This window comes from Rhizobium tropici CIAT 899, from assembly GCF_000330885.1.
Classification (GTDB): Bacteria; Pseudomonadota; Alphaproteobacteria; order Rhizobiales; family Rhizobiaceae; genus Rhizobium; species Rhizobium tropici.
The window spans coordinates 170,669-196,450 of record NC_020061.1 but is presented as its reverse complement, the minus strand read 5'-3'; the positions used below and the strand labels follow the sequence as shown (position 1 = coordinate 196,450).

At 55.7% G+C, this 25,782-nt stretch carries 20 protein-coding genes and 5 pseudogenes; 11 read left to right on the top strand and 14 right to left on the bottom strand.

Annotation, left to right across the window (positions count from 1 at the left end):
• Nucleotides 1-10: 10 nt before the first annotated feature.
• The 4 genes from RTCIAT899_RS20560 to RTCIAT899_RS20545 all read right to left on the bottom strand — a co-directional run bounded on the left by RTCIAT899_RS20560 (nt 11) and on the right by RTCIAT899_RS20545 (nt 4,285).
• Nucleotides 11-1,219 (bottom strand): beta-ketoacyl-[acyl-carrier-protein] synthase family protein, encoded by a 1,209-nt coding sequence (locus tag RTCIAT899_RS20560; protein ID WP_004125883.1) that lies wholly within the window; start codon nt 1,217-1,219, stop codon nt 11-13.
• Entirely contained in the window at nt 1,220-1,501 is a 282-nt protein-coding gene (locus RTCIAT899_RS20555; protein WP_004125878.1) for an acyl carrier protein, read from the bottom strand. It lies immediately after the preceding gene.
• 95 nt (nt 1,502-1,596) lie between these two features.
• Entirely contained in the window at nt 1,597-3,522 is a 1,926-nt protein-coding gene (locus RTCIAT899_RS20550; RefSeq protein ID WP_004125873.1) for an acyltransferase family protein, read from the bottom strand.
• Nucleotides 3,523-3,694: 172 nt separating this feature from the next.
• Nucleotides 3,695-4,285: a NodA family N-acyltransferase gene (locus RTCIAT899_RS20545; RefSeq protein ID WP_004125869.1), complete on the bottom strand. Its 591-nt coding sequence runs from the start codon at nt 4,283-4,285 to the stop codon at nt 3,695-3,697.
• Between the two features lie 491 nt (nt 4,286-4,776).
• On the opposite strand from RTCIAT899_RS20545, the pseudogene RTCIAT899_RS20540 reads away from it, so the two are divergent.
• Nucleotides 4,777-4,996: pseudogene (locus RTCIAT899_RS20540) on the top strand (hypothetical protein).
• A 603-nt stretch (nt 4,997-5,599) separates the two neighbouring features.
• Here RTCIAT899_RS20540 and RTCIAT899_RS20535 read toward each other — a convergent pair.
• Together RTCIAT899_RS20535 and RTCIAT899_RS20530 are read right to left on the bottom strand one after the other, a co-directional pair.
• Nucleotides 5,600-6,649 (bottom strand): AraC family transcriptional regulator, encoded by a 1,050-nt coding sequence (locus tag RTCIAT899_RS20535; protein WP_004112928.1) that lies wholly within the window; start codon nt 6,647-6,649, stop codon nt 5,600-5,602.
• Between the two features lie 205 nt (nt 6,650-6,854).
• Complete coding sequence (locus RTCIAT899_RS20530; protein WP_004112925.1) at nt 6,855-7,793, bottom strand: LysR family transcriptional regulator; 939 nt, start codon at nt 7,791-7,793, stop codon at nt 6,855-6,857.
• Nucleotides 7,794-8,972: 1,179 nt separating this feature from the next.
• Between RTCIAT899_RS20530 and RTCIAT899_RS20525 the strand changes: the two genes are divergently transcribed.
• Together RTCIAT899_RS20525 and RTCIAT899_RS20520 are read left to right on the top strand one after the other, a co-directional pair.
• Entirely contained in the window at nt 8,973-9,425 is a 453-nt protein-coding gene (locus RTCIAT899_RS20525) for an SgcJ/EcaC family oxidoreductase (protein WP_004112919.1), read from the top strand.
• Between the two features lie 914 nt (nt 9,426-10,339).
• Nucleotides 10,340-11,356 (top strand): annotated as a pseudogene (locus RTCIAT899_RS20520) (radical SAM protein); the annotation flags it as partial.
• Nucleotides 11,357-11,453: 97 nt separating this feature from the next.
• Here the strand turns inward: RTCIAT899_RS20520 and RTCIAT899_RS32275 are convergent.
• Nucleotides 11,454-11,642 (bottom strand): annotated as a pseudogene (locus RTCIAT899_RS32275) (transposase domain-containing protein); the annotation flags it as partial.
• Between the two features lie 77 nt (nt 11,643-11,719).
• Between RTCIAT899_RS32275 and RTCIAT899_RS34175 the strand changes: the two are divergent.
• The 3 genes and pseudogenes from RTCIAT899_RS34175 to RTCIAT899_RS20510 all read left to right on the top strand — a co-directional run.
• Nucleotides 11,720-11,836 (top strand): annotated as a pseudogene (locus RTCIAT899_RS34175) (hypothetical protein); the annotation flags it as partial.
• A gap of 106 nt (nt 11,837-11,942) precedes the next feature.
• Nucleotides 11,943-12,119, top strand: a complete 177-nt coding sequence (locus RTCIAT899_RS34170) for a hypothetical protein (protein WP_240535395.1) — start codon at nt 11,943-11,945, stop codon at nt 12,117-12,119.
• Nucleotides 12,112-14,067, top strand: coding sequence for a recombinase family protein (locus tag RTCIAT899_RS20510; protein ID WP_004112912.1), 1,956 nt, complete (start codon nt 12,112-12,114; stop codon nt 14,065-14,067). Before RTCIAT899_RS34170 ends, RTCIAT899_RS20510 begins: the two co-directional genes overlap by 8 nt.
• Here RTCIAT899_RS20510 and tnpC read toward each other — a convergent pair.
• Nucleotides 13,958-14,790, bottom strand: a pseudogene (tnpC, locus tag RTCIAT899_RS20505) (IS66 family transposase). The gene RTCIAT899_RS20510 and the pseudogene tnpC sit on opposite strands and share 110 nt — an antisense overlap.
• A 304-nt stretch (nt 14,791-15,094) precedes the next feature.
• On the opposite strand from tnpC, the gene RTCIAT899_RS20500 reads away from it, so the two are divergent.
• The 3 genes from RTCIAT899_RS20500 (at nt 15,095) to RTCIAT899_RS20490 (ending at nt 17,948) form a co-directional block, all read left to right on the top strand.
• Nucleotides 15,095-15,556 (top strand): helix-turn-helix domain-containing protein, encoded by a 462-nt coding sequence (locus RTCIAT899_RS20500; protein ID WP_004112894.1) that lies wholly within the window; start codon nt 15,095-15,097, stop codon nt 15,554-15,556.
• Between the two features lie 53 nt (nt 15,557-15,609).
• Entirely contained in the window at nt 15,610-15,846 is a 237-nt protein-coding gene (locus tag RTCIAT899_RS20495) for a hypothetical protein (protein WP_028754843.1), read from the top strand.
• A gap of 107 nt (nt 15,847-15,953) precedes the next feature.
• Nucleotides 15,954-17,948: a recombinase family protein gene (locus RTCIAT899_RS20490; RefSeq protein ID WP_244441508.1), complete on the top strand. Its 1,995-nt coding sequence runs from the start codon at nt 15,954-15,956 to the stop codon at nt 17,946-17,948.
• Here the strand turns inward: RTCIAT899_RS20490 and tnpB are convergent.
• The 5 genes from tnpB to RTCIAT899_RS20470 form a co-directional block, all read right to left on the bottom strand.
• Nucleotides 17,856-18,188 (bottom strand): IS66 family insertion sequence element accessory protein TnpB, encoded by a 333-nt coding sequence (gene tnpB, locus RTCIAT899_RS32265; protein WP_081598427.1) that lies wholly within the window; start codon nt 18,186-18,188, stop codon nt 17,856-17,858. The genes RTCIAT899_RS20490 and tnpB overlap by 93 nt on opposite strands.
• Nucleotides 18,185-18,628: an IS66-like element accessory protein TnpA gene (gene tnpA / locus RTCIAT899_RS32260; protein WP_015341991.1), complete on the bottom strand. Its 444-nt coding sequence runs from the start codon at nt 18,626-18,628 to the stop codon at nt 18,185-18,187. The genes tnpB and tnpA overlap by 4 nt, the downstream gene beginning before the upstream one ends.
• The gene (locus RTCIAT899_RS20480) at nt 18,550-19,242 is read right to left on the bottom strand and encodes a porin (RefSeq protein WP_004112883.1); all 693 of its coding nucleotides are present in this window, start codon (nt 19,240-19,242) and stop codon (nt 18,550-18,552) included. The genes tnpA and RTCIAT899_RS20480 overlap by 79 nt, the downstream gene beginning before the upstream one ends.
• Nucleotides 19,243-19,759: 517 nt before the next feature.
• Complete coding sequence (locus RTCIAT899_RS20475) at nt 19,760-19,978, bottom strand: ferredoxin (RefSeq protein ID WP_004112880.1); 219 nt, start codon at nt 19,976-19,978, stop codon at nt 19,760-19,762.
• A gap of 34 nt (nt 19,979-20,012) precedes the next feature.
• On the bottom strand, nt 20,013-21,191 hold the full coding sequence (locus RTCIAT899_RS20470) for a cytochrome P450 (protein ID WP_051043313.1): 1,179 nt from the start codon (nt 21,189-21,191) through the stop codon (nt 20,013-20,015).
• A 754-nt stretch (nt 21,192-21,945) separates the two neighbouring features.
• Here RTCIAT899_RS20470 and RTCIAT899_RS20465 point away from each other — a divergent pair.
• Nucleotides 21,946-22,968 carry an L-histidine N(alpha)-methyltransferase gene (locus RTCIAT899_RS20465; RefSeq protein WP_240535393.1) on the top strand — a complete coding sequence of 341 codons (1,023 nt, stop codon included), beginning with the start codon at nt 21,946-21,948 and terminating at the stop codon, nt 22,966-22,968.
• Nucleotides 22,969-23,574: 606 nt separating this feature from the next.
• Here the strand turns inward: RTCIAT899_RS20465 and RTCIAT899_RS33535 are convergent.
• Nucleotides 23,575-23,748 (bottom strand): hypothetical protein, encoded by a 174-nt coding sequence (locus RTCIAT899_RS33535; RefSeq protein ID WP_154660802.1) that lies wholly within the window; start codon nt 23,746-23,748, stop codon nt 23,575-23,577.
• A 17-nt stretch (nt 23,749-23,765) separates the two neighbouring features.
• Here RTCIAT899_RS33535 and RTCIAT899_RS20460 point away from each other — a divergent pair, with 17 nt between their 5' ends.
• Entirely contained in the window at nt 23,766-25,709 is a 1,944-nt protein-coding gene (locus RTCIAT899_RS20460) for a flavin-containing monooxygenase (RefSeq protein WP_004112870.1), read from the top strand.
• Nucleotides 25,710-25,782 lie beyond the last annotated feature (73 nt).

Genomic DNA, 25,782 nt, shown 5'->3' with positions numbered 1-25,782 from the left:
ACGCCCGGTTCTATACCCGCTTGAATGCCACGACGGCATTCGTGCCACCCATGGCGAAGGCGTTGCTCAGCGCTACGTGTACCTTCCGCTCGCGCGGCACATTGGGAGTAAAGTCGAGATCGCAAGCGGGATCCGGCTCGCGGTGATTGGCGGTCGGCGGCACGACGCCCTCGCGCAGAGCCATCACACAGGCGATCATCTCGAGCGCGCTCGACGCGCCGAGGCAATGCCCATGCACGGATTTGGTTGAAGAGACGGACATTGAGTGGGCATGATGCCGGAAGACACGTTTGATCGCTTCAGTTTCGATCTGATCGTTGGCTCTGGTACCAGTGCCATGCGCATTTACATAATCCACGTCCTCAGCATTCAGCTCAGCATCTAAAAGGCAGGCTCGCATCGCTGCCACTGGCCCTTCGACGGAAGGCGCAACGATGTCGAACGCATCGGCGGAATGACCAGCGCCGGCGATTTCAGCAAGAATTGGGGCACCGCGCCGTGCGGCATGTTGATAGCTTTCCAATACCGCGATGGCCGCACCCTCGCCTAATACCACGCCTCTTCTGTCGGCCGAGAAGGGGCGGCAGGTATCGGGTGCAAGTATACGCAGTGCTTCCCAAGACTTCAGCACGCCCCACACAAGCGGGGCATCGCTGCCGCCAGCAAGCATGACGTCGGCGCGGCCAGGTCTAATCTGATCCACCGCCGAGGCGATGGCATGGTTGGCCGAGGCACAGGCTGACGTGACGCCGAAAACCGGCCCCCTCAAGCCAAGGCTCATGCTGACGTGAGCGGCGGCAGCACTCGGCATAACCTTGGGTGCAGTAAGGATGGCAGCCCGGCGAGCGCCATCTAAAAGAAGAGCACGATAGTTTGCTTCGACCGCTTCCCAGCCGCAGACGCCGACACCTACTGTCGCACCGATGCGATAGGTATTTCCTTCGTCGATGGAGAGTTCGGCATGTCTTGCGGCTTCGCGTGCGGCAATCACGGCAAGCAAGCTGAAGCGGTCCATTGAATTGGATTGCTTCGAATTTAGGCCATGCTCCGGTAGCGTCTTGATCTCGGCGCCGATCATGCCCTTCAACTCGTGAAGTTCTGAATTGGCAATTGGGCCGATAGCTGAACGCCCTTCGCGCATTGCGTCCCAGATGGAGGCGTGGTTGGTTCCGAGCCCGCATAGGCCGCCTATTCCAGTGATAACGACGCGCCTGTCCATTCAAGCCTCCCTTGCTATCAAAGCGCGGACGGCTTCAATGAGATCGCCAACACTTTTAAGATTTGCCCAAGCTTCGGCGGTGTTAAACTCGATGCCGATGTCATAGGCTTGCTCTAGATCCCAGAGGATATCCGCCAGTGTTATCGAATCGATATCGAGCGAGCTCAGTTCGGTCTCAGTCGTTATTTCGTCGTCGCTCAAGGAGGGATCTTTGTCGGTGCCGTGCGCAGCAGCGTTTTTCTTGATCATGGCGATGACGTTATCTGCGATTTGATCTGGCATATTGTCTCCTATCGATTTTTGTTACGACGCATAGGTGGCACCAGGGCGCCTGCCTCTTCCCTCGAAATGGAAGGAGTGCATTGGCCAAACACGCTCTAACGAGCGGCCCTGATCAGCCTCTCAGCAAGATTTGTCTGGCGAGCGATGATCTCAGATCCTTCATAGGAAAGGTGACCGCTATCTCGGTAAAGGAATTTGCCGTCAATCTCGGTTTTGCATGTTGTGCCGTCGCAGAGAAAGTCGTGGTAGGAAACGACTTCTACGTCGGCCTTGAGCGCCACTTCGTTTAACAGCTCGAGGGTACGGGCGCGTCTGCGACGGTATTCACTGACATCTATTTTGCAGTCGCTGTAGCGCCCAAGCATAATGCTTCCCCTCGCCTTCCTCTCCAGGCAATCGCCAATGTCGAAGTTTCCGACTGGCGGAGGAGCAACCACAACCACGCGCTTGCCTAACGCGCGAACACCTTCGACGAGGGCCTTAATCCCCTCAATGGTTATATATTGCGAGACCTTGGCATCGGTGAAAGTCTCACCGTTCCTCTTAAGCACCATATATTCATTCGATACAGGCGTATCGAAAGGGCTTGAAATAGCCACCGTACTGATCTCCGGCCGATTTTTCAAAACGGCCAAAACACGGTCATTGAAGTCAATGCAATCCTCGCCGAAGGCACGAGAAAAGGGTGACGCTAACTCCTTTGAAACCGCAGCAACGCCGATGGCCGGGAAGCATCCGCTCATTGTGAGCTGAGCTAGTCCGCCTTCGCCGATTGTTTTGGCTAAGCCGGGAACCAGCGCCATGGCAAATGAATCGCCCCAGACCAGCAATTCTGGTCTGTTTGTGGTCTGGCAGCTCTTGGGGACGTCCTGAGGAGGCGGACCGGGTTTGAAATCACACGCTCTCGCGAGACCGTAGTTGATCCGCCGGATGGTGGCAAAATCAAACTTGTTCTCGGTTGTGGCTATGGCAACGGAGGGCGAGAAGGCGAGAAGGACCGATGCGGCCGCCAATCCTGAGACCAGCCGGAGACGAGACATGACGTACCCCCGTCGGAATGGCTCCTCCACGAACGAGTAAAGCGCCCAGCTTCCAACAAATGAGAAAGCAACGGCCGCATAGATCGCAAGCGCCGGAGGCTCCGCCAGCCAAACAGCTCTCATATAGACAAGCACGGGCCAGTGGATCAAATAGAGCGAGTAAGAGATGTCGCCAATCCTCGCCATGCCTCGCACGACAATGTTGTCCCGGGTGCGCGCAAGCAGGAAGGTCAGAGTTGCCAAGCAAATCAAAGCGGCATCCACGACTGGATGAGCGAAACCCATCGGGGCAAGGAGGAGAAGCGCGAGTGCTGGGAAACGTAACTTCACAAGCACGGCAGACACCACTGGCATCGTTGGAAGCAATGCGCCAAGTGAACCAATGGACATTTCCCAAGATCGGGTCGGCAGAAGATAAAACACAGCAGATGGGTTCTGGGCGACCAGATAAAAACATAGCGCAAGGCTAGCGACAAGGAACGCCGCTATTCCGATGAGCCACCATCTCCTCGGCGCCAAAGCCAAGAAGAGAGGCAGCAGCAGGTAGTACTGTTCTTCGACGGAGAGCGACCAAAAATGCAGGAGGGGCATCGTTTCGGCGGCGGGGCCGAAATAGTCCACTTGGTACCAAGGAACGATGTTACTGGAAAATGTGAGGGCCCCTATGACCTGATTGCGGAACTCCTGCAGCCCCACGTCCGAAAGCAAAAACGGCGAGGCGACCGTCGTAAGCGCAATGACGATGTAGGCCGCCGGCAATAGACGCTTCGCACGTCGGTAATAGAACTCCGAAAAGCTGAAGCGCGATTGCTCAAGCTGCGTCCGGACCAGCTTGGTGATCAGAAAGCCGGAAATTACGAAAAATACGTCAACGCCAAGATAGCCAGCTGTAAACGGCCCAATACGTGCATGATAGAGGACGACCAGCAAAACAGCCAAGCCACGCAACGCTTGGATATCGGTTCGAATTTCACGCGGCATTGGAGGGACCTGATGTAATTCTCTACTAATTAGATTCGCGATCGTTTGGCCGCAGGGTGGCTTTTAGGTTTCCCCAAGCAAGCCCGCGCTTGGATCAACTCTGATGTTGACCATGAACGCGCTGCTGCCTAGGTGCACTCGACGTATGCGGCGCATTGGCAACCCAGAAGCGTCATAGCTCCGGTCCATTGCGATCGATCATCGAACCAGAAGGCCAATCGGACATTGATCGTCCAATCGGTAGAACGACGACAAGTGCGTCATCGATGCGTGTGGGCGGCTTATCGAGGCGCGGCTCTTGTAAGGTGGACCGCACGCGAACGTGCGGAAAAACCGTCACAGGACCGTAACGGCCGAACCTCCGGATATGTCTTTGCAACTCCGGCCGAACCGTGCCGAATGCAAACGGAACGGCGAGATCCTGGAGTGTTGGAAGCATGGCTCGGATTGAATGGCTTATTCCGAGTCTTTCAAGATCGGTGCGTATCCCGTACAATCCCAACTCAGCCACCGGCAGGTCTATTCCGTCAACTTTAATGAAGCGGCGTAGCAGTCCCAGATGAGCGGCGATCCCGTCAACGTCATAGCCGATGAGGCGAAGTTCGGGTCTCGCTCCGGCCCAGCTTCGACTTCCCTCGAATGGTTTTGCATTAAAGGCCCCGGTTGGTCCATAGGTCGCTCGAAAGAACTTGGCGAGTTCGACATGATCGGCGAGTTCCAGCTCGTTTTCCCAGCATAGTCTCCACCGCATTTGAGAGCACATGCAAAGATCTCCTCTTCCGAGTGTTTTTTGAAGCAGCTGTGCGATGAAAGGCACCGGGTTGAGGGCGCCTAAAAGGCATTCGTCTGCCGCCGGCTGTAGCCCTCATGCCCATAGGATCGCTCGTGGCGCTGGGTTCCTTACTGTTCGGCTTTGCAACCAAATACTTGTCCATTCGCGAACCGCTTGCGATAGCCATCAATGTATTTGATAGTAATCAAACGATGTTCCTTTTTAATGGATCATAACGCTTAATTCGTAAAATCGATTATTTGGATGTGGCGCATCCATGCGATGAATGGATTGCATCCGATAAGTGCGACTAAAGTCCTTATTGAACTCAATGGGCCAACAACGGAGCGTCCGCTTGCACTGTGAGAAAGACTGCTCACACTTATTCGAATCATCATAGTGCTGGATGGCGATGGCCAGCAGTGCCGGCCATTTCGGGAATGGAGGTGTAAAGCGCTCTGCATAAATGGATAGGACGAAAAATGGAAGAAAGCATTGGGATCGACAACCGGGGTGACTTTGGTATCTGGGCTATTGAAGTTGCCAAGCAGATTGTCGGCGAACAGGGTTTTGATCTCGCCAAAGGCTGCGCGTGATGGAACTGAAGACGCAGTCCGGCAAGCAGGCAATGCTCTCGGGCAGGCTATCACCACTGCGCTCATGGACGTCTACGACGGCCTCCTTGAAGGCGCGCGAGACTAAGCCCTCGCAACATTGACGGTGTAGCAATTCGCTCCGGAATGCCCCGTCCGAGCACAGCTGCCTTCACGAATCATCTTCAGCAACGCTGATTAAGAAATTAAGAACGTCGTCGGCTTGGTTCTCTTGTCCCGGGATGAGCTTCGGTCGGCAGCACAGGACGGGCGAACAATGGGATCGAAAGCGGCATACGGCTCGCGATGCAGGCTGTGATCCACTCTGGTGTTCGCCGGCTGCGGCGTGGTTGATACCATGACACCGATTGCTGATGGGTCGGCCGAGGGAATTGCCCCCCTGCATTCTTGCCAATCATTGCGCTCGATCGACAGGCGCCCTGTCATTCCACGTGGCAAGCAATGACGGGGCGGGTGCGCTGACGCGGGTGGCAGTGGTGCGCCAGCGACAGGGCGCCCGGTCTATACCAGACAATCGGTCCGGGAGGAATCCTGTTCGCGAAAAATGAAGATGGTCATAGAGGAGGCATGCAATGATCCGAAAAGACATCGATATCGCTCAATGACACGGGAGAGCGGGGCAGTTAAGGAGACTGCCTGAGGCGCGCACGGCAAGCCGCCACACGCATCCAATCATCTGTCGCGCGAGAGATCATCTGCGCAAGATTGAATGGCCCACCACAGTTTGTGGTTGCCGGCGAGAGCGGGGCTGCATACCCCTGACGCGCTTTCTCGTGTGAGAAGGGCTTTCCCCGTAACTTGCCTTGTACATCGCCGAGAACCGTCCGAAGTGAAGAAATCCCCATTTCAAGCAAATTTCCCTCGTTGTATGCCCGTTCGCCGGATCAAGTAACTCCACCCGCGCCGCCCGCAAACGAAGCATGGCCAAATACGCGGCCGGCGTGGTCTCCCGGAAGGCACGGAACCCGAGTTGCAATGCGCGTGTCGACACCCCCGCGGCTTTCGCGACCATCGGCATTCTGATCGGCTGGCTGATATTGGCTTCCATATATTCAATCGCGCGCCGGACATGCCTGGGGGCTATCATGTAGGGCTTCCTGTCGAGCAGGTGCGAAAGCTTGTGCGGGACAAAGCGTACTATCAGGTCGGCCAAAGCTTGAGTGACGTGCGCCATTGCGATTGGGGATCGAACTGAGGGATCGCGCAACCCACGAATGACGGTCTCCGCGAGAGAGCCGATCATTTGACCGGCCGACGTCGACGTTTCCAATTCCGGCAGAAGGTCCAATGATCCACTGAATGGCGTCTCGAACGTTTGATCAAGCGTCTGCAGAATCACATTCCAGTCGAGCAAAAGCTCGTCAATGACGTTCGATCGGCCATACATCACAACGCTCTCTGGCTCAAGATTGTTGTATAGGAGCAACTTACCGGGTCGAGCGGTGGCTTCGCGCGAGGCGTAGGTCACTCCCATGCCTCCGCTACGCGGTAGCACAATCGACAAATGCTGCACAGCGTTGATGGTAGGCTGGATTTGAAACTCAAACTCGTGTTGATGAAAACCCTTGATCACGGTGGCATAGTCACAGGTCGAAAAATCCAGACTCCACTGGAAGTCATCGACAGGGCTGACCAGCGCGGCTTTATACTCACCAAAGGCAGTACCGAGTGTTTCGATCATGCCATCAAATGACGATCCACCACGCTTAAATGTCAAATGGGGGCTGCTGCTTTGAAACATCCGATACGCCTGTTCGTGGTTGCAATTGGGATACTACACTCTTGGCGAGCCTATTTGCGGTTAGTCGCCGCGGTAACGAATTCAGCTCATAGTCCCATGAAGCCCTGGAAGTCCATCCGCACCTCGTCGTCGTAATAGGCCCAAATCCGCCCAGTAATCTTGTGGGCGGCACCCACTCAAAGACGTTCAGTTTCATTTCGGTCTCCTAAATGTCACTTTCGCGACACATCGAAGGACTTGCTACGCGGCCCGCCTCCTGCAGAATTATCTCACGCATCCAGGTGCTCGCCGGATCGTTTTCATGCGAGGCTGGCCACTGGATGCCCTCGGTGAACGCCGGAAGAGGTATTGGACTTTCCACAATTCGCAAGGGCATAGATGGTGCGAGATGCTTCACCAGTCGCAGAGGCAGAATTGCGAGCCTGTCGGTGCCCAATAGCGCTGCGGGCACCATCCCGAAGCTCTGAACGGCAACTTCGACACGCCTTTTGACACCTCGTTCCGATAAATAAAAGTCCTCAAGCGACTGCTGTTGACCAACCCCAGACTTAGCTGTGACGTGGCCCATCGCCATATACTCTCTGACCGTAAGTTGACCAGATAGTTTCGTATTCGTCGTACAGCCAACGGACACGAACTTTTCGTCGAACAGCTTCGCTCTGGGATGTGCGCTTGACATAAACAATTCCGGAAGAATTAGAAAATCGGCTTTGCCCCGCCGCAGAAGCTGGTCCGGATTATCTGGGAGCGGAATTAACTCGAAACTGACAGCGGGAGCTTCCCTTGCCAGACGCTTTATGATTTTCCGGAAGAATACTGTCGTCATGAAATCACAAAGCGCGATCGTAAAGTGTCGCTCCGGTTCGTCTAATGCGAAGCTATCTGCAGAAATAATGTTGAGTTGAATGTGCTGTAGTGTCTCTCGGACCGCGGAGGCGAGGCTTTCCGCACGTGGCGTCAGGATAAGTTTCCGGTTCTGCATCGTAAACAGGTCATCGCCGAAATAGTCGCGCAGCCGGCGGACGGCGGCACTCATTGCAGGCTGACTGAGATTGATGCTGCGCGCCGCTGCCGAAACGTTGCGTTCCGTCATCAAAGCGTCAAATGCGACGAGAAGATTAAGATCAAGACCCTTGAAACGCATACCGATTTAGCCCCAGAATTATCGTGAGGGTTGAAAAGAACAGTAGTGTTCCGATGTTTGCGGGCAGATCTGACGTCGTGACCTTTCAAAGCAAGATCAATCATTATCGCAAAGACTATTGAGTGCGTAATACGGATATCTTAGGATTGAATTGACCAGTTTTGATTGTAGGCAACCTCACATTCTGGACATTATGGCCTACTGCCTGCCGTTGCATTTTTCACAGTCTCCAGGGTGTTGAGTTTGGCTTCGTCCAGTTTTTTCTGACGGCACTTTGATGGTGCCGCATGGTTTCAACGCCCAACTTCTTGCGTGTCAGATGCTGGACAGGACGGGACCGAACTGGCACATCGTTAATTTCAGTGGGCGAACTTGCCTGGAACGCGGCTTCGAACGAGCTACTGGAAGACATGTCGACACCGTGCTTCAAAAGGGATTCGGGCACGCCGTGCCTCCTGACTGCGACGTGTCTGCCCGGTCGGGTTCAGCTTGCGTTCCAGCAAAATCGCGCAGCAACACCCGGAAGCGCCGAGAGCCCGATCGCTCATCGTCGCTAAATTGTCAGTTGTTTAAAGAAAAGCTCAATTGGCTTGCTCTTCCCTCCAGGCGGTCACAATTTTGCAAAGCCAAATTGCACTCCGCGAACATGTGGGAAGAAGCCCGCGGCGGCCTCCAGAACTCGCTTGAGGAATTCGACATATCAGAGTGCCGGGCACGAAAAATATTCGGTTGCTTGAGTGGAATCACCAACCGCAAAAGTCCAATCGAAGGGCTGCGAGCGGCGACCCTCCCGGACAGGCAAAACCATGTATCCGATAAGGGGCAAAGCGTCGTGGCAAATCATCCTATCTTTTGCATTTGCCGCGACTTGTCATGAAGAAGCTCGTTGATCGAGAGCAGCCCCTAACTTCAGATTGCTGAGATGCGCCGCGGCAGGAGCTTGGCCGGCTCGGCGATTCCTAACGAGGGATGCGCTGTTTAGCGTGTAAATTGATGCCGTGGATGTGTGCTATTCAAACAATCGATTTTGCGAATTGATGGCGGTGCTGCATCAGGCGGACCATTGATTGCAGAGAACCTGGGGCGTCGACGGCACAAGAGTGACGCTGAAAGCAATCAAAAGCAGTCAGGAGAAGCCCTGCCGAGAACTATCGCGCAATCAAAAACCGGAGATGAAGCATGCGTCTTACACTTGCCGCCGCGGCGGTACTTTCCACTTTATCTTTGCAGCAAGCCGTCGCTGGCACTGTAAACTGCGCTCCGATCACCGAGCAGCAGGTAGCAGAATTGTTCGATCGCTGGAATGCGTCGCTCAGAACACTCGACTCCGAAAAAGTTGCCGCGAATTATGCGGAAAATGCGATCCTGCTGCCGACGCTGTCGAACACACCGCGCCTGACACACGAGCAGCGAGCCGCTTATTTCGAGCACTTTCTCAAAAAGCGGCCGAAAGGATCGATCGATCTGCGCGTGATCAGGATCGGATGTAACATGGCAACGGACAGCGGCATTTATACTTTTTCATTCGCCGATGGCACCAAAATTCCCGCACGTTACACCTACACCTATGAATTCATGGACGGAAAATGGATGATTACAGCCCATCACTCCTCATCGATGCCTGAGACATAGGGATGGCTCGAGCACGCGTGCTGGCGATATGCCAGCACACGCTTGCGGTGAACTCCAGCTCATCACTCCAAGCCAGAACTTTCGCCAGCAACACTTGCCTCACTGTTCTTTCTTCCCAACGAAAATCGCTGGATCGTATGACGGGCCATAACGTGAGCTTGAAACCGCCGAAAGGGTCATGGCATGAAGGTCTATGCCGGCGTCATCTTTGAAAAAGCGGCTTCCGGCGGCCTCGTCGACACGTCGTCTCCGTCGTTCTTGCAAAAGCACTGGTCGAAATTGCCGGCGAGGAAGAGGCTGCCGCGGCCCGTCACCTTTTGAGGCCGTTTCTGTCAACCGGCGCCAGGGGCCGAACAGATTCTCCGCCCTTAGCCGGCGCAGCGATCAATCAGAGTACAAATTCAAAGCGTTCGACCAGAGCCCACTCTCAGCAACGGTGCCCGCCTCCTCGGAGAGGCCGATCGCGGGACGGCTCCTCCTCCTTGACGCAGTGCATTGTGGAGCTACGCATCCATCATGCCAAGCGACAAATGGGATTCAAAACATCGAGATGATTGGGCGGCGCGCTTGTCCTATGTCGGACATTGTCGAAAGGACAACGTTGCATTTGGCTTCAAGGCGTTGGGTCATCGTCACAATCCGAATTTAAGCACAAACGTCTTTCGGCATTCGAACTAAGGACAGCTCATTTCAGCGACGTCGATGATACGCAAGTCCTGGATCGTTCACTCGACTGGAATGACCTTTGCGTTTGCGATTTAAGGGCGGCGGGAACGGGCGACCGGCATTGGAAGACGGGAAGCCATGATGCCTGGCGGCGAAAAAGCACCCCTCGAGCGCAGAATCCCATCTGATCGAAAGGAAGACGACGCGTGAAATCTGGACATGATAAGCCGGACTGGAGACGAAAGTCATTGCGCGCCTCATCATCAACTTTCATCTCGAAAAAACATAGCGAGGCGCATTTACCTTGGTATACCATCTATCCAACGATACAGGAGTTTTCCTCTGCAATCGGCGCCCATACGTATGAGGAATGGCTGCGGAGCCTGCCAACCGATGACGCTGTTTCGCTCTATCTGCACATTCCATTTTGCCGCTCGATGTGCTGGTATTGTGGTTTTCCAACGAGCATCACTCGTCTGGATAATTTGATCATCCACTATCTAGCAATGCTCCGTGAGGAGATCCGCTTGGTCGCCGAGCAAGCGCCGAAGGCACTTGGCGTGAGCGACGTGCACTTCGGGGGCGGATCCCCGACCATCATGCCGCCAGCAGACTTCCTGTCGCTAATGGAACTTTTGCGCGGCCACTTCGCGTTCGAGAAAGCGGCTAACATCGCTATCGAGGTCGACCCGCGCACCTTCACCACCGATATGGCCGAAGCCTTGGAGAAAGCCGGTGTGAACCGCGCAAGCGTTGGTGTGCAGAGCTTTGATCCCATCGTACAAAAGGCGATCAACCGGGTTCAGAGCGAGGCGCAGGTGATGACTGCCGTCCAGAACCTTCGCCTGCATGGAATAGGGCGCATCAATTTCGACCTGATGTTTGGATTGCCCTATCAAACAGTCCAGTCCTGTCGCCAGAGCGCGAAGTTAGCTATTGAGATGCGTCCCGACCGTCTCGCGGTCTTCGGTTATTCGCACGATCTATCCTATAGAAAAAATCAGCTCCTGATTGACCGGGCAGCATTGCCCGATATAGCCGGGCGCGCTGAGCAGGCCTCGGTCATGGCCGAAACGTTAGCCGCTGCCGGCTATCTGCAAATCGGGCTCGACCATTTCGCGCTGCCGGATGATGAGCTTGCATTAGCGGAGAGAACTGGTCGTCTGCGGCGCAATTTGCTTGGTTACTCGGCCGAAACACGCCCAACTGTGATCGGCTTCGGCGCGTCGGCCATCGGTCGTTGCGGCGAAGGCTACGTTCAAAACGTATGCGGCGTCCACGCCCCATCGATTTTTCAGTTGCAGTGATCTGAGGTTGATCTACGGCCCGTCAAATGAGCTCACCGAAGAGTACCTGACGAGCTCATTGTGAGGCCTTGATGCGGGCGGCGTAGGCCCAGGGCATGAGGGCATCGATGTCTTTTGCTAGGTGGCCGTTTGCGAGGCTGACGAAGAGATCGCACAGATAGGCGTAGGGTTCAACGCTGTTCATTTTACAAGTGCCGATCAGGCTGGCAAACCGGGCCCAGTTGCGGCCCCCTCCCTCGAAGCCGGGTTCATAATGCCGGGTTTCTGGCATTCGAGTCCACGGTCACTTATCCCTTCCATCCACTGGTTGACCAAACCGTATTGGTAACCGGCAGCCATGAGCACGAAGGTGTTCATTATCTGCTGATTCGACAAGCCCATGGTGGCTCATTTCAAATCCCCGCATGGATGTTTGATCCTGCGGCAAGTTCGATCGAGATTGTAGCCGAGCCGCGCCTTTCGGCAGCCAAGCTTATTGAACTGCGCGCATTCATTGATTCTCACGTACCTTTTCGCTCGGTTCAAGAAGCCGAAGGGATAAGCCATGAGAAAGCAATTTCGCATGCAATTGGATCTGTTCGTGACAGCCCGGCCGGTAGACCTGAGCGACACCCAGCGCCGGGAAGCCTTAACACTCCTTCAATTACTGTTGACGGAAGCGGCGGCAAAGCTGGCCGGCAAGCGGTTCGCCGACGGCGGAAAGGAGGCGGGCAATGAGTAAGATTACCGCCGACCATCTTAGCCTTAGCGCCTTCGTCTACGTCCGGCAGTCGACAGCCTACCAGGTTGCCAATAACCTGGAAAGCCAACGACGGCAGTACGGCTTAGTCGAGCGTGCTCGACAGTTGGGTTGGGAGACCGTCGAGATCGTCGACGATGACCTTGGACGATCCGGAGGTGGCATCGCCCGCCCAGGATTCGAGAAGCTGTTGGCGGCGATATGTGAAGGTCGGGTGGGAGCAGTCGTATCGCTTGAGGCCTCACGTCTGGCGCGCAATGGCCGTGATTGGCATACGTTGCTGGAATTTTGTGGTCTGGTCGGCACTCTGATCGTTGACGAAGAGGCTATTTACGATCCGCGCTCGCCTAACGATCGTCTCCTTCTTGGCATGAAGGGTACGATGAGCGAGATGGAGTTATCCGTGTTTCGGCAACGATCCGTCGAGGCCATGCGCCAAAAAGCGCGGCGCGGCGAACTTCATCTGACTGTTGCCGTCGGATATGTGAAGACGGATGATGCCCGTGTCGAGAAAGATCCTGATCGGCGCGTTCAGGAGAGCATTCTGCTCGTCTTTCGTAAATTCGCCGAACTGCAGACCGTCCGCCAGGTGTTGCTCTGGTTCAGGCAAGAGAATGTCTTGGTTCCGTCTGTCAATCAAGGGCGCGGCAAACCGCCGATCGAGTGGAAAGCTCCGGTTTATCATACCCTTCATCACATACTGACAAACCCCGTCTACGCTGGCTCGTACGCCTACGGCCGGCGTGGGACACGGGTGATGATCAAGGATGGGCGCAAACGGGTCATCCGTGATACGTTGCGGCGTAATTCGAAGGACTGGGAAGTTTTGATCCACGACCATCATGAAGGCTATATTAGCTGGGCCGAGTTTGAAAGGAATCAGCATCTGATCGCCGAGAATGCGAATGGAAAAAGCTACATAGGGCGGGGTTCGATAAGGCGTGGCGAAGCTTTGTTGCCTGGACTATTTCGTTGCGGTCGCTGCGGTCGTCGACTGCATATTCAATATTCTGGGAAAGGCGGCAACACGCAGCGATACGTTTGTCGCGGCACATTCGGCGACATGGCGGCTGCAAACTGCATCGGGTTCGGTGGCATGCGCGTCGATCGGGCCGTCGCGCAGGAAGTTCTCGAACGACTGCAACCCCTCGGGATCGAGGCGGCGTTGCAGGCAATGGAGGCGCACACGCAGCGTCATAGCGATAAGCGTCAGCAACTCGAGAACTCAATCAAGCAAGCACAATATGAGGCTGCTCGAGCGCGGCGCCAGTATGACGCTGTCGATCCCGACAATCGGTTGGTCGCGGGCGAGTTGGAAAGACGCTGGAATGAGAAACTGATCCAATTGCGTGACCTGGAGATCGAGCTTGAGACGCTCTCGACCGACCGCGACATGCCCGCGCTATCGGCAGATGACCGTGCAAGACTGATGAAGCTCGGCAGGGACCTGGGGCAGGCATGGGACAGCCCCAGCGTATCCATTGAGACGCGCAAAAAGATCATTCGGCTACTAATCACGGAAATTGTTGTCGATCTCGTGCGCGCCTTGGCAAGGCAGTTACCTGATTTGTCAATCGCAGCGATCCTGAACCGCTCCGGCAAGCGGACTGGACATGGCGCCAGCTGGACACGAAGCCACGTCTGCAGTCTTCGCAACATCCACGGCATCCCCGTCTATCGGGAAGGCGAACGGGCTGAACGCGGCGAGAGAACCCTCGACGAGACCGCCGACATTCTGAAGGTAAGTCGAGCTACGGCTTATCGGATGGTAAGCAGCGGCGTCCTTCCCGCTCGACAGCTATGTGCTGGAGCGCCTTGGATCATTCAACTTTCCGACCTTCAAGACGACACTGTTCGCCGCGAAGCAGATGCCAGGCGATCAAGACGTCCGATATCTCAGGATCCGGTTCAAAATCCCCTTTTATTTTAAGGACATCGTCAGATGAGCAGTATGTCGCGCCAACGTCGCTACCGGCAAAGAGCGCATTGCGGCGATTCATGGCTGGTCGGCGGATCGCGTTTTCCACCAGGTTGGAGTCGATATCGACGTGGCCGTCGTCCAGAAACAGCCGGAATCCGTCCTGCCGCGTCAGCATATAGGCCAGGGCTTTTCCGAGGTCGGACTTGCGTGAGACGCGCTGGCTTGCGCTGCGAGCCAGGTGAAGAATTCGTCCACCAGCGGGAGGGACAGGTCCTGTCGAACTGCCCGGCGATGTTCGGGATCTGAGCCCCGGATACTGCCTTCGATCTTGTAGAGCGCGGCGATCCGCACCAGCGCCTCGTCGACGATGGGCGATCCACTCTTTGGCGCGGCCTTGATCAGCTTTCTGCGCCCGTGCGCCCAACAGAAAGCCAGCTTCAAGGGATCACCGCCCATCCGGTCCGACGTGGCGAGGTGAGAGTAACCACCGTAGGCATCCACCTGGATTGTCCCGTTGAACCCGTCGAGGATTTCAGCGGCATATTCGCCTTTACGCCCGGGCCGATAATGGAACACCACGCCCGGCGGCGCAGAACCGTTCCAGCCGCGGTCGTCACGCAACACGGCCCAGAGATAACCGGTCTTCGTCTTGCCTCGCCCCGGATCCAACACCGGAGCCGTGGTCTCGTCGACATAGAGCCGCGTGCTTTCAAACAGCAGCCGTTTTGCCATGTAGTCGACCAATCTTGTGAGCGTTGATCCGGAAGTTGCCGCGAGCAACGGGCGGGCGCTCTTGCTGGTTTCGAACTTGATGGAATTGGCCAACATGGTGGAACACCTTTGTGACAGGTTGGCAGCGCGGTGGCGAGCGGAGTGTAAGGACAATTATGCCGCTAATGTAAACGAGATTATGCCGCAAGAGGACTCGCTGTATGGCATATTTCCCTAATTTGCTCAGAGAATGTCCTTGATACAAATCAGAAGTGCGGTATAATTAGCATTACATTAATGCTCGATCTCATACCCGGAGCCCGCAATGCCTGCGAAGTACGGCGGCAAGCGATCAAAGATGGATGCCCTCATCGACGAGGGCACCTTCAATCCAAATTCCGAGAAGGTGCGCGACCCGAAGTTCCGCGGCAGCGAGTTCTTCGATCCGCGCGACGCCGTCCAGGTCAAATACGAGATGCTGCGACGCGTCTCCGTCGACAACGTCTCGGTAACGGACGCTTCCGACGAGTATGGTGTTTCCAGACCGACCTACTACCAGGCCAAGGCAAACTTCGACACGAGTGGGATTGCTGGACTGGTGCCGGCAAAGCCGGGTCCCCGCGGGCCCCACAAGGTCGACGACAAAGTCCTGGCATTTCTGCAGGCAAGGCTGGTTCCGGGCGTACCCGTTCATGCACGCGAGCTCGCCAAGATGGTCCGCAACGAACTCGATATCGAGCTTCATCCCAGGACGATCGAGCGGGTGTTAAAAAAAACGATCCGCTAGACGTTGCCACGGGACCGGCATGTTCATTGCCGGCCATCGCGGACCAGTACGAGATGCTGCGCAGTGCAGCTCTCGGCGAAGTTCTGCCGCTCAAGGCCCGTAGCGGCCTCATGCTTTTTCTGCGCCGCGGCATGTGGGGATGGGCCCGTGCACTGCCTGCGGCGGCAAGCCCTGATCAAGACCCGTTTTACCTGTCATTGGCCACCCGACCGGCGCGCGACGACCTCAGCGCCGTCGTTCATGTCCTGGCGACCATCGCCATGAGCATCCACCAACGGAGAGCACCATGAACATGAATGTACACCTCAAAGTCCAGTCCCATCACCGTGAACGCAGCGCCTACCTCTACATCCGCCAATCTTCGATGCGGCAAGTCATCGACAATACCGAGAGCGCCATGCGGCAATATGCGCTTCGCGGGCGCGCTATCGCACTTGGTTGGCGCGAGGAGCAAATTATCGTCATCGATAACGATCAGGGTGAATCCGGCGCATCGGCGGTCTGGCGCGAGGGATTTCAGCGGCTGGTCAGCGATGTCGGCATGGGGCATGCCGGGATCGTCATGGGTCTGGAGGTCTCCCGGCTGGCGCGCAACAATGCCGACTGGCAGCGTCTACTGGAGATCTGCGCCCTTGCTGACACCCTGATCCTCGACGAGGACGGTGTCTATGACCCGGCAAGTTTCAACGACCGCCTCCTGCTCGGCCTCAAGGGAACAATGAGTGAGGCCGAACTGCATGTGATCAAGGCAAGGCTGCGCGGCGGTATTCTCAACAAGGCACGGCGCGGCGAGTTCCGTTGCCCCCTGCCAACCGGACTGGTCTATGACCATTCCGGCAATGTGGCTCTCGATCCGGACATGCAAATTAGAGAGACGATTGCTCATTTCTTTGAGACGTTCTCTCGCGTCGGATCCGCCTCCCAGACCGTCAAGGCCTTTCGTCAGGAAGGTATTCTCTTTCCCTCCCGCCTGCACGATAGCCAGACTGTTTTTCGGCCACTGACGCCTTCGACGGCGATGCGCGTGCTGCATAATCCACGTTACGCCGGAGCCTATGCCTATGGTCGCCGTCGCTATCGACGAACCATCGATGGCAAAAAGCTCGTCCGTGAACAAGGTACCGACGATTGGACGGCGTGTATTCCAGATGCCCATCCCGGCTATATCAGCTGGGAGCAGCACCAAGAGAACCTGAGGATTCTAAAGTCGAACATCTGCCATAAATGGAACGCCGGTGTCGCATCGCCTCCGCGGGAAGGACCGGCGCTGCTGCAGGGACGGGCCGTGTGTGGGCAATGCGGCAGGCATTTTCACATGCGCTACGCTGCCCGACGCGGTCGACAGGAAGCCTGGTACGTTTGTGACCGCGCCCGTAGCAATCGCGGAGAACACGTGTGCCAGGCGATCGCTGCTCCTCCCGTCGACGAAGCCATCGGCATGTTGATCGCGGATCAGATGACGCCGGCAGCCGTCGAACTGGCAATTGAAGTCCGCAAAGAAATCGAAGCGCGACATGAAGAGGCGGACCGGCTGCGCTGTCGCGCAATCGAGCGCGCCCAAACCGAGGCCGATCTCGCCCAGCGCCGTTTCATGCTCGTCGATCCCAATAACCGCCTTGTCGCCGACACGCTCGAAGGGGAATGGAACGAGAAGCTCCGCATCTTGGCTAATGCCCGCGAAGAGCGCGAGCGCGCCCAGGAGCACGATCAATTCATCCTCAATAAGGCCGTCCAAGAGCGGTTGGTCACAATGACGGCGGACTTCAAAAAGCTCTGGACCAATTCAGAGACCCCGAACCGCGAACGAAAGCGCTTGCTTGCCCACATCATTGAGGATGTCACCCTCCTCAAACTACCGAAGAGAGGCACAACCAAGGCTCATATTCGCTTCAAAGGCGGCAAAACCCAGACACTCGTCACCATCAGCCCAAAATCGCCCAGCCAGCAGGTCAAGACGAGCCCCGACGTCATCCAACTGATCGATAAACTCCTCGACGATCATATTTTTTCCGAGATCGCCGACATTCTCAACAATCAGGGATACCGTCCGGGCTCGGTGACGCGCCGTGACCAGCGCAACGCCCGCTTCACAACCAAACGCGTCACCTATCTTGTTCGCGAATACAAGCTGAGATCACGCTATGACCGGCTCCGGGATCGTGGGATGTTGACAAAGAAGGAGGCGGCTGCACACCTCAATATCCATGAGCATACCCTCGCCAGATGGGCTGAACATGGCCTCGTCACCAGCCATGCCTACAACGGACACTATTACCTGTACGAGCTTCCGAAGAGCGATTTACCGCAAAAGCAATGCAGTCGATGGAACCAACTCGTCGATCGCCTCGCCGCCCATAAGGAAAATGCCAGACACGCCAAAACCTTCAACTGAATCCGAAAGAGAGATGCAGTATGAATGCAGATCGTTGTAGGTTAGCACCATTCCGGTGCCATCCCACACCAGGATCTTCAGGCGATCGCCGCGCTTCGACCGGAAGATCACCGTCACCCCGGAATGCGGATCGAGCTTCAATTCGGTCTGCACCATCAGAGCCAGCGCCTGATGCCCACAGCGGAAGTCAACCGGCCGCGTTGCAATCAGGATCGGCAGGCGTTGGCCCGCGACGATCATGCCGTCCCTCGCATGGCTCGCACCAGAGCCGCCACACGTTCAACCGGCACATCGCCGGGAACCCGCATCACAACGTCCGGGCCGATCTCCAATGTCAAGACCGACGAAACCGTCGCCGGCAGCGGCGGCGCCAAAACACTCACAGCCTCGCTCGGCTCTGCCGCAATCGCCAAAGGCACAAATGCAGGCTCGGCATCGCCGCTCTCCGACTGGCCCGACATAGTCTCAAAAGGCAACGCCAGAATGCCCTCGCGCACTTGCCGGCGCCACAAGGAAAGCTGGTGCGCAACAACGTCATGACGGCGCGCGACATCAACAACACGAACGCCAGGCTCAAGGCTTTCCGCCACGATCCGCGCCTTCACATCGTCCGGCCAACGCCGGTTTCCGCGGCGCGGCTCGACAACTTCGTAACGCCCAACAAATCCATCATCTGCCATGCAAATCTCCAGATAGTCCTGGAAACCTTCTCGCACACCCGGCAAGCCTCAAAATATAGCCAATTCAATGGGGCGGAGACGGCGCTTACGCCGCAATCATAAAAATACGAAAGTTGATTCAATTTGAGAGGGCCATTGCCGATTACATCCGGATTGATGACATTGCCGACATAGCCGATCCAATCATTATATTGAGAGCCGGCGCGGCCGATGAGGAAACCACCAAGCGATATATTCGCCACAGGTAGATCGGCGCCGATCGTGCTACTATCGTCCGTATAATCGAACCGTAGAGTCGTCGTCGTCTTCAGGAGGCCATATTCAGTCTCCGTTGCCGCATTGACATAGATTTCGCTTCGCGTCAGCCAGGTGGTGCCGCTGGGTTCAACTGGGGCGTAAGGATTGTATGACGATGCCTGCGTGCGGACCATACCCCCGACTTGCATGCAGGTTTCAGATCCAGGGATATAGAAATAGCCCTTGCCGTAGGCATCGCAGATGCGGACAAGTTCAGCCGGTTCCGGCTCGACGGCGACGACTTGATCGATAGCGCATACGGAAGGCGCGACTGAAAGTGTTGCAATCCCGCCGAGAAGAATGGGTCTGATATTCACTGAAGCTCCGATGTTTGGGTCAAAGAGAAATTCATCGCCCGCGCTAAACGCGTGCTCAACAATCGTCCTGGAAAGCGAATTTTATGCATGAGATTTGGGATCAGGGATTCATTCCCATCCCTGAGCAAGCAAGGACTATCGTTACGTTTTCAAGAGAAGCAATTCGTCCTGAATATTCCTTGGTGACAAGACCAGATCTCTCCATTACGTCCGGAAATCTGATGGCAGGAGGTAGGCGGCGGCAGAGAGCATTTTGCTGACATTTTCGACATTTCCGCTCAGTTGACTTTGATCGTGAAGCGTTCGCAAATGGCTCGAAGCAATATGCATGCCGCAGGAAAAACCCTTTGTTTTGCAGTAACTTTCTTAAAGCAGCTCTCCGGCAAGTCCGCCATTGTCGCATGTCAGACAGACCTGAGCGACATCGGCGCATGATGTTTGCAGGTAGCAGCTTTTGAAACACGGGTGGATCGTCGATCAACCGTCTGCTTATCGCTTGCAGGTCTAAAGCCTCAGTTCACGCCGTGACTCCAACTGTATCGAATGAGCGGGTGATTTCCAGCGCACGTTCGGGGCATGATCGAGCACCCCGGGATGCGCGAAATTCGTTCCCTGCAGCAACGTCGATATTGCCGGGCAGGATATAACCATCCTCATCCAACTTGAAGATCTCCGGCGCTTGGAACCAGCATCGCGCGTGTCCCTGGCATTTGGCAGTGTGGACGATGATGTGCATGCCGCACCTCCGAAGCTGCATAGCGGCGCTCGAGTTATGACCATTCCAGGACCAGATTTTCGATCCCGAACACATGGCCGCCATGGGTTATGGGGGCCGTACCTTCTTTGATACGGAAATGAGGAATATGAGACAGCCATTCCTCCAAGCCGATGATGATCTCCCGCCGGGCAAGGTGCGAACCAAGACAACGATGGGGACCTGCGGCGAACGCGGTGTGGCAGTTGTCCTCGCGTGCCAGGTCAATCACGTTGGGATCCTCGAACTCCGCCGGATCACGATTGGCAATCATCGTAGCGCAGCAAACATAATCCCCTTTGCGAATCGGCGCGCCTTCGAAATCGATATCTTTCGTTGCCACACGAATCATCTGTACGGTCGAATATGCCCGCAACAATTCTTCGGTTGCGAGCACGATCCGTTCCGGTTCACTGCGCAACAAATTTTGGTCTTTTGGATTGCGTGCCAGATGGGCCAAGTCAAAGCCGATCGCGGCTGCGACCGTATCGAGCCCCGCGACGAACAATAGTACGCCGATGCCACGGACTTCGTTTTCGGCCAGCAGGCGGCTATCGATCTGTGCCTGCACGACGAAGGTCATGAAGTCGCCTGCAGGCTCTTTCCGGCGCAAGGCCGCAAGTTCATCGATAAACTCCAGAATAGACCGAGCGGCTGCCGATCGTTGGACCTTATCTCCGTGGAGCAAGGCCTTCGCCCAGCCGACAAATACGTCGAGCCGCTCGTTCGGTAATCCCAAAAACTGAAGAAAGACGCCAACTGTGAATGGAATGGCAAAATCTTTCATCACCTCGCAGCTTTTACCCGACACGGAGATCTTTTCGACAATGGTGATCGCTTGCGCACGGATAGACGCTTCCAGCGCCATCACTCGTTTTGGCGAGAACAGGGGGTTAAGCAGGGAGCGAAAGATGCCGTGGGCCGGTGGATCAAGCTCGAGTGGGATCAACGGCCAGTCGTCACCGAGCGCAGAGGCGAAAATGCTGCGATTGCTGGAAAAAGTATCAGGGTCCTGCAGCACTTTGCGTTGGTCTTTGGCCCGGGTTCTGAGCCACGTGCCACGACCATCACGCGTATTGTGGAGTGAATAAAACACTGGTGGTCCGGCGTGAACACGAGCGGCGGCTCCATGAGGATCTCCATTGGAGACGCGTTGCATGCCGGGTGACGTGAACAAGCTGAAGTCGCTCACCATTTCGCGCGGAACATGATCTGGAATTGGGTCACCCACGAATTGATTTCTCCTGAACGGCGGCTGGCTGCATTAGCCCGTCATGTTCTTTGACGGCTGAAGTCCCATTGCCGCTCTTCATCTGCCGATCGAAAAGCCAAGAGGGCGAGTGGCGATACTCGGCAACTCCGGCTATTGACCGTCGCGATCTGGTTGTCCGGTCGATCGCGACCCGACATCCCCCGATTATGAGGCCACTCAAGGTGCCGGCAGCGCTGATCGCCTCGCAGAGAGAGTTCAAAATTCATGCCAGTTCCCTTTGGTCGGCCGAAAAGCGATCTTCCCGTTGCTCTTCGGCTATTTGATCCCGAGCAAGCTGAAAAAGCTTGTGTCGAGGAGCTAACAAAAACCGGTGAAACGCGATCGCGCTCGCGCAAGCAACTTGGCGTAGAGGTCGACGAGCAAACACGCGACATTACGGTGTCGCGCTTCCGACAATGCCGGACACGGTCAAAGGCGCATGAGTAGCACTTCATTGTTTTAAAACGATGTTCTGCCTTGGCCTGAATAATGCCTGAACCGCCGCCGACTTGCTGGAGGAGGAAAATCCGACAGTCGGCCCCACACAAAAAGGTGGGTAGCTGCAAAGACACCGCCATACGTATGGCACAGAAAGCCGCCGCCACGATCCGTGCGCTCAATGCGACGGGCAAAAGAATTTTTTGCGCAAAAGTTTCGCCTGTCGCCAATCCATCGCCACCCACAGAGGAGAGCAATTGTGAGCTTTCTTGAAACGAGTTTGAAGCTGTTTCAACAAAAATATGCGCCAGACTTAGGTCCAGAACAATACGCTCACCACACTGGATGTGATCGGGACGGCAATTCGATGAGCGGCTCGCTGTTGTGGGCAAGGGCTGAAACCCAGAGGATGAACAATGCGTTGGATACCGGGACAACCAATATGGTCGACGCCGAGATCAAGTTGGCACGAGACCTTCAGCAGAGAGTAAAAGAGTATGTCCGATGGCCTCAGGGCAAGCGATCTCAAAAAGGGGTGTCAATTCTCGACTTTGGCCCCGGAACAGTGCGAGCATTTCAGCAGAAGACCCTTCCCCTTGCAACGGAGTTGCGCGGAAAAACCTCACGTTGCGTACTGGTTGATCGCTCGAACGAGTTCCTCTCGGATATAGAGCGATCGCCACCATCGTTCGACCTGAAGATCGAGTTCATACGAGATGACATTTTTTCCGGGCGGCGCTTTTTTTCCGATGAGGAAACGGCATTGGTCGTCATGTTCGGGCGGACTTTTGGGAATCTTGCCGCTTCCATAAGTGAGGCTCCTCCGGTTGCGGCGGTTGTCCAGGCGTTGAGGAGGATATCGAACAGCGCTGAGAAGTGCTGGCTTGCGATCTCAATAGGCTCGGATCTGAGGTGGAATGTCGCAAAAGCCTACTACGAAGCGCATCCAGAATTTCAGCTAAACGTATTTTATCGAATGAAGGCAGAATTACCCGTCGACGATAACTTTGATCCAGGAGTGTTTGAGTATGAGGCGGATATAAGAGGTGATGACAGCTTCATGCAGGTGATCCACACCGCGACGGTGAATAGAAATTTGTCGTTTCGACTCAAAGGAAAAAGCATCGAACTTAAAAATGGTGATCGGCTGCATTTGAAGAACTCATTTTCTTTTTCGGAAGAGTTTTTCAGAGAATGCGCGAACCTGGCAGGGCTTGTGTCGGTTGATGTGCTTTCAGATGCCGCCGGCTCAGACATTCACGTGCTGGAAAAGGCGACCTAAGAACAAGTCCTGCCGCCGCTGCCGGCGAAGAGCCAATCCTTCGCATGCTATTGGCAATAACCAGCCATTCCACCCATGTCTGGCAACGATTTGTCGTGCCCTTTCGGCCAAAGCGCGAGGGAATATCGGGCATAACGGATTGGGCAACATTCGCGGCCGAGACGCTCGGCCCCGAACTCGATGTCCCGGCGAGGAGGTCGGCAGCAGTCCCTCGCGCTCGTCAGGCGGTTAACGGGTCAAGATCACTTGGCCTTGTCCGATATGCGACAATCGATCGATATGCAACGCCGGGCGGTTTGATCGATTATGTTGAACAAGAAAACATTTTTTCCTTTGGCACGCATATTGCTGCGAAGCATTTGCAGACGCGTCACGGTCCGACGGTACCGCATGGAGATGTCGAAATGTTAGCGCCAAATTATCTGCCGGGACCTATGCCCGGTCATCCGAGAGCAGAAGGCTCCAGATCCCGAAGAAGGAACAGGCCATGTTCGCCGAGGAATATCGAACGGTGGCCACGCAGACGCATCAGGTTGTACCTGGGTGGTCGCGACGAACGCACGAGCAAACCCTCATCGTCGTCATAACCTCTAATCTGACGGCGCCTCAATAGGCGGCTTTTTGTTCGCGGCGATCAATGCCGACCGGTCCGGCGCGTTTTGAATTGATATTTGCCGAATTGCTGCAGAATCTCCCCAAACGCCCGTCGTGGAACCCTCGAACTTGGACAGCAATCGCATCCAGGCGCGAGGCCTTGGACGATTGGTCCAGATCCTTCAACCGCAGGAACCTAATCCATGGCTCACTTTGAAGACATCGACCAGTTTCGTCAGCGTATCGCCGAAGCACTCCCTTCGGCCAATATCCCAACCTTGTTGCTCCTGCTTTATCAGTTCACAGGACGAGAATATTGGCTAGGTCCGCGGTTTATTCCTGCCAAGAGCGGCTGGGACGACAACGACTCCGGTGGTCTGGCAATCGAATTGCAGGCGGAGATTCGCGATGCAGCACTGAGCGCCATCATGGCTTGGCGCCAAGGCGTTCCCATCGCAAGGGCAGACTTATCGGCAGAAGAATTGATCCGCATGCTCTCCATGTCAGAAGCTGAGCCTATTCCGCCGGAATATGCTGACATGATGATCCACAAGCTGCGGAGGTATTCAGGCGCGGTTCCTGATCCGGTGTGTTTGCCGGACAACTTCCGCATACTTGTCATCGGAGCCGGCATGTCCGGCATCGCGGCCGCAGTTCGGCTGCGACAACTGGGCGTTTCTTACATCCAGATTGAAAAGCAGGACCGCACAGGCGGGGTCTGGCATTCACATCGCTATCCTGGCTGCGGGGTCGACACGCCCGGACATCTATACTCCTTCACGTTTGCCAGCGGCGACTGGAGTAAGTTCTTCCCGTTGCAGCAGGAAATTGATGAATATCTCAACCGGGTCGCCTGCGACTTCGGTATTGAAAGCTCAATCCGCTACGGCACGGAATGCCTGTTTTCTCGTTATGATGAGGAAAGCCGGACTTGGCATTCTCGATTGCGCTTGCCAGACGGGCGGGAAGAAACCCTTGTAACCAATGTGGTCATTTCAGCCGTGGGCGGATTTACCACGCCAAAATGGCCAAACATTCCCGGGCTGCGTGACTTCGACGGACCGTTGGTGCACACCTCCAATTGGGATCCCGGGGTTACGCTCGACGGCAAACGCGTGGCTGTGATCGGAAACGGAGCATCGGCAATGCAGATTGTCCCGGCCATCGCCGATCGGGTGAGCGCCCTGACAATCTTCCAACGATCGCGCCAATGGGCGGCACCCTTTCCAAAATTTCTTATGTCGGTTCCCGAGTCGATGCAGTTCTTGCTCCGCGCGGTACCACATTACGAATGGCTTTATAGGCTCCGGCTGAGTTGGATTTTTGATACTCAAGTGCACGAATCCCTGCAGAAGGATCCGGCATGGCCGCATCCCGATCGCTCTGTGAATGCGCTGAACGACGGCCACCGCGAGACGTGTACACGATATATCGAAGAACAGCTCGCCGGGCGGCCCGAGCTACTGGCGAAGGTCATTCCCCCCTACCCGCCGTTCGGCAAGCGAATGCTCCTGGACAATGGCTGGTACAGAACCCTTCTGAAGCCGCAGGTCAGTCTGGTGGACAGCGCTGCTGCACAGGTCGAAGGCAAGTCGATCCGAGCGATAAATGGCGACAGCCATGAGGCAGATGTTCTCATCGTCGCCTCGGGCTACGATATCACACGCTTCTTGCTTCCAGTTCAGATATTCGGACGCGATGGCGTGACAGTACGTGAGGCTTGGGACGATGACGACTGTCAGGCGTATCTTGGTAGCGTCATGCCGGGTTTCCCGAACTTCTTCATGCTCTACGGCCCCAATACAGCCCTCGGTCATCGCGGGAACTTCATCTTCACGATCGAAAGCCAGCTGGACTACGTGCTGAGCGTTCTGCGCCAGATGGGAGAAAAGAAGTTATCCGAGGTGGAATGCCGGCAAGACGTTTATCAACACTACAACCGGACGATCCAGGAAATGCACCAGAAGATGATCTGGAGCCATCCCGGCATGTCCACTTATTTCCGCAACGCCCGGGGGCGAATCGTAACAAACAGCCCTTGGCGCCTTATCGACTATTGGAACCTAACGAAGGAGGCAGACCTCAGTGACTACCACATCATGGGGAACGTCGGCTACCAGTCAAAGGCCTCGGCTGAAGCGGTTTGAAAAGCGGTCGCCACTCAGGGGTCGAGTTGAGATCGAGGATTAAAATCGCTCACTGAATAAAAAGGCCTCAGGG